General features: G+C 30.1%; 2 protein-coding genes. Both read left to right on the forward strand.

The genetic code is table 11. The features are described 5' to 3' along the window. Positions 1-25 precede the first annotated feature (25 nt). Positions 26-1,009, forward strand: coding sequence for a nucleotidyl transferase AbiEii/AbiGii toxin family protein (locus tag QP860_RS10435; protein WP_002841134.1), 984 nt, complete (start codon positions 26-28; stop codon positions 1,007-1,009). Positions 1,010-1,100: 91 nt separating this feature from the next. Next, the coding region (locus tag QP860_RS10440; protein WP_284912781.1) for a DNA topoisomerase at positions 1,101-2,331 on the forward strand (1,231 nt) is incomplete at its 3' end.

Here is a 2,331-nt window from a genome sequence, read left to right on the forward strand (position 1 = left end):
ATAAGAGAAATTTCTGAGGGCAAAAATGAATAAGTTTTATATAGAAAACAAAGAAGACTTAAGAGTTTTAATAGTCAATACTGCAAGAAAGAAAAATATATCTGAAGCAGTCATTGAAAAAGACTATTGGGTTACTTTTATCTTAGATTATCTATTTAATGAAAATAAATGGAAAGAATATTTAACCTTTAAGGGTGGCACATCACTTTCAAAATGTTTTGGACTCATTGAAAGATTTTCTGAAGATATAGATCTAATCTTAGATTGGCGATTATTAGGATATGAAGAAAGAGAACCATGGATTGAAAGGTCAAATACCAAGCAAGATAAATTCAATAAAGAAGTTAACGAAAATACAGAACTGTTTTTAAGAGATGAATTTTTGAAAATTTTAGAACAAGATTTAAAGAGCGTAGACTTTGAATTTTCAATAGATAAAATAGATCCACAAACAATTCTGTGTAAATATCCTAAAATCTTTGAATCTAATTATTTGACACAAAATATAAGGCTTGAAATAGGAAGCCTTGCAGCATGGACACCTGCAATCGATGTTGAAATATTACCAATAATTAGTGAAGCATATCCAAATGTATTTAAAGAAAAAACTAATATAAGAACAGTCTCAGCAGAGAGAACCTTTTGGGAAAAGGCAACTATACTTCATCATGAAGCGAATAGACCAGAAGCTTCTCCTATGCCCCATAGGTATGCAAGACACTTTTATGACTTATATAAAATAGCAAATTCAGATTTTAAAAACAAAGCCTTAGAGGATAAAGAATTACTAAAGAAAGTGACTGAATTTAAAATGAAATTCTACCCTAGAAAGTGGGCAAGGTATGAAGATGCATTAAATGGTAGATTGAAGTTAGTTCCAAGAGAGTTTCGATTTTCTGAAATAGAAAAAGATTATAAGGCTATGGAAGAAATGATATATGGAGAATATCCAAAATTTGATGAAATTATAAAAGTTCTTAAAGAACTAGAAAAAGAAATTAATAAGTAATAGAATTCTCCCGAAAATAATACGATATTCGGGAGAAATACTTTGAGCGAGAGATAAATCTTTCGCTCTTTTTTTATTTATGGAGGTATTAATGAAGTTAGTAATAGCAGAGAAACCAAGTGTAGCAGTTACAATTGCAAAAGTAATTGGAGCAAGAACAAGAAAAAACGGATATTATGAGGGAGGTGGATACATTGTTTCCTGGTGTGTAGGTCATTTAATTCAAATGGCAAGTCCAGAAAGACACGACGAAAAATGGAAGAAATGGACAATAGACACTCTTCCTATAATTCCAGAAGAATATATTTATGAAGTATCTAAAAGCACTAAGAAACAATATGGAGTTTTAAAGAAACTTTTAAACGATAAGAACATCGACACAGTTATAAATGCTTGTGATGCTGGAAGAGAGGGAGAACTTATTTTTAGGCTTGTATATAATCAAGCTAAATGTAAGAAGAAGATTCAAAGACTTTGGATATCTTCAATGGAAAACAAGGCTATTGAAGATGGATTTAGAAATCTTAAAGATGGAGAAAACTTTGAAGACTTATATAGATCAGCAAGTGCAAGAGCAATTGCGGATTGGCTGGTGGGAATGAATCTAAGTAGGCTTTATTCTTGCATTTACAAGGAAACACATTCAGTTGGTAGAGTACAAACACCAACTTTATATCTAATAGCTAAAAGGGATAGTGAAATAAACCTATTTAAGAAGCAAAAATATTATACAGTTGACCTATCTTATGGAGAATTAAAACTTGTATCTGATAGGATTGATAAAATTGAAGTTGCGGAACAACTATTAAATCTACTAGAAGATGAAATAGTTATTACAGAGGTAGAGGATAAAGAAATAAGCACAAAACCAGATAAGCCTTATGATCTCACTACCTTACAAAGAGAAGCAAATAAATATTTTGGATATTCAGCAAATGACACTTTAAATCTAGCACAAGGCTTGTATGAAAAAAAGCTAATAACATATCCAAGAACAGATAGCAGATATTTAACTGAAGATATGGTTAATACTATAAAAGAATTATTAGAAGGACTTGAAGATGATTTTAAAATCAATGAATCAAATTTTAAGTCTATTTTTAATTCATCTAAGGTTACAGACCACTATGCAATTATTCCTACTATATCAGGTATTGGAAAAGGCAAAGATTTATCTGATAAAGAATGCAAAATCTATAATCTAATTAAGGATAAATTACTTGCTTCATGTTCGGATAACTTAAAGGAATCAAGTAGAAAAATCAGATATGAATATGACAAGTTTAACTTTAATGCAAGTGGCAAGACTGTAATAGATGAAG

The sequence above is a fragment of the Aerococcus sp. UMB1112A genome, assembly GCF_030230715.1.
Lineage (GTDB): Bacteria > Bacillota > Bacilli > Lactobacillales > Aerococcaceae > Aerococcus.